The sequence below is a fragment of the Paenibacillus agaridevorans genome (assembly GCF_003112455.1).
In the GTDB taxonomy this organism is placed as follows: domain Bacteria; phylum Bacillota; class Bacilli; order Paenibacillales; family Paenibacillaceae; genus Pristimantibacillus; species Pristimantibacillus agaridevorans.
On sequence record NZ_BDQX01000310.1, the window covers coordinates 1004 to 3125 of the forward strand.

3 protein-coding genes are annotated in these 2122 nt (G+C 57.9%); all 3 read right to left on the minus strand.

Annotation, left to right across the window (positions count from 1 at the left end; translation table 11 throughout):
* On the minus strand, positions 1-761 hold a 761-nt coding region (locus tag PAT3040_RS24990; RefSeq protein ID WP_181376820.1), incomplete at its 3' end, for an oligosaccharide flippase family protein.
* Between the two features lie 189 nt (positions 762-950).
* On the minus strand, positions 951-1493 hold the full coding sequence (gene spoVT, locus PAT3040_RS24995; protein ID WP_087571201.1) for a stage V sporulation protein T: 543 nt from the start codon (positions 1491-1493) through the stop codon (positions 951-953).
* Between the two features lie 315 nt (positions 1494-1808).
* The coding region (locus tag PAT3040_RS38990; protein ID WP_258235146.1) for an ATP-binding cassette domain-containing protein at positions 1809-2122 on the minus strand (314 nt) is incomplete at its 5' end.

The following is a 2122-nucleotide window of genomic DNA, read 5'->3' on the forward strand; positions in this document are numbered from 1 at the left end:
AGGTCCTTCATCTCGCCAAACAGCTTGCGCTTGCTCATAACGCCCGAGCCGGCTCCCGCTTCACGCTTGCCCGTCATCGTCCGGGAGCCCAGCACCAACAGGAGCAAGGAAACAGCCGCACCCACCGCACCGCCGAACATGACGCCGGCAGCGATCGTGCTGTCTCTCCAACCGGCCGCAAGGCCGGCGCCGAGAACAAGCAACATCACGGCGACCCGTACCAGTTGCTCGGCCAGTTGCGACGCGGCGGATATCCCCATTCGCTGCATGCCCTGCATGTAGCCGCGCAAGGCGGCGGCGAGCGGCGCTACCAGCAGAGACAGGGCAAGCGCCCGAATAGCCGGAGCCACCGCTTCGTCCCCAAGCCACGCAGCCGTCTGACCCGCTGTCGTCCACATGAGCACAGCCGTAACCGTCCCCGTGGCCCCTAACAGCAGCAAAGCGGCCATCAGCGCGCTGCGCGTACCGGAGGCGCCAACAGCCGATCCGCTTCCTTCGTCCGCTAAGCGGCTTGCGATGACGATCGATACCGCAGTCGGCAAACCCGCCGTGGCCAGCACGGCTATCATTTGATAGAACGGGTACACCGCGTTGTACATGCCGAATACGCGATCACCCGCCATGTTCTGAAGCGGAATTTTCTGCAGCGCGCCGATCAACTTCGACAACAGTGCCGCACCCGCCATTAACGCGACTCCGTGCCGCCACAGTCGCGGCGAATTCCCGCTCCCCTCTCTCTCCCTCATGTTACGATTTTCCACTTCATCACTAGCCCCACCTTGCCTTGTCCCTATATGCACTCGATTATACCCCATCGAGCCGTCCAGGGGGAAACAGGAACGGGAAAAAGGCTCCCCGCACCGGCGACTAACGCGCCCCGAATCCCGGGAAACCTTTTTTTCAGTCCTACGCCTATTTCGCGTGCCGTCCTACGACCTAAATATAGCCCTCTACTGCTCCATCTGCTTCGCAAGGAAGCCCGCGGCCGTCTCCGCCATCTTCGTCTCCATCTGCGCCATCTTTACGGACTCGTCCTTGCTGAGGAGTACAACCGAGCCGATCGGGTCGCCCCCGGCGATAATCGGAGCAATGACGAAGGAGGTGTACGTATCCTGCACGTCCTTTACGATCTCGTAATTGCCGCCGTTCGCCTCCGTCATCGTCTTGCGATTGTCCATGCACGATTCGAGCGCGGAGCCGATCGGCTTGTCCAGAAGCTCCTTCTTGGATGCGCCGGCTACAGTAATGATCGTATCCCGGTCGGAGATCAACGTGACATGGCCCGTGCTTTCGTACAACGATTCCGCATATTCCTTGGCGAAGTCGCCAAGCTCCCCGATCGGGGAATATTTTTTCAGGATGACCTCTCCGTCGCGATCCACGAAGATTTCGAGCGGATCGCCTTCGCGGATACGCAGCGTACGGCGGATTTCCTTCGGAATCACCACACGACCAAGATCATCGATGCGTCGTACAATTCCAGTTGCTTTCATTTCTTGTTGCCCCGCTTTCACTAGAAGATTTTGAATACACTGGATGCCAGTCTTTGCTGGAAAATTATTGCGCCGTGATGGGTTCGCTCCACCGATCCAGCTACCTTTTAGAAGGGAGTACCCTTCATCGTAATATTTTGAATCTGACCATAGTATTCAACTGCTCCCAAATTCTTATGCACGTCTCCAGCCTCCCCCTGCCAATCCAATTCAACGGCACCATACCGCAGATACCCGAAGAGCCCGACCCTTTACAGGATCAGGCTCTTGCAATATCTTCATCCAATTTACCCAAGAAAGTGGCGGGTAATTGACTCACACCATCAAATATTGGCGAATCACATCATCGTCCAGCCCCGCCAGATCGCCTTCCCATGCGATTGCGCCTTTATCCAGCACGTAAAAATAATCGCCGACGCTCTTTACGAAGTCCAGACTCTGCTCCACCAGCAGAATGGCTGTATGGCCCTCCTCCTTGATGGAACGGATGACGTCTCGGATATCGTCGACGATGGAAGGCTGTATGCCCTCGCATGGCTCATCGAGCAGCAGCACCTCCGGCTTTGAAGCCAAGGCGCGCGCGAACGCCAGCTGTTGCTGCTGCCCGCCGCTCAGATCGCCGCCGCGCC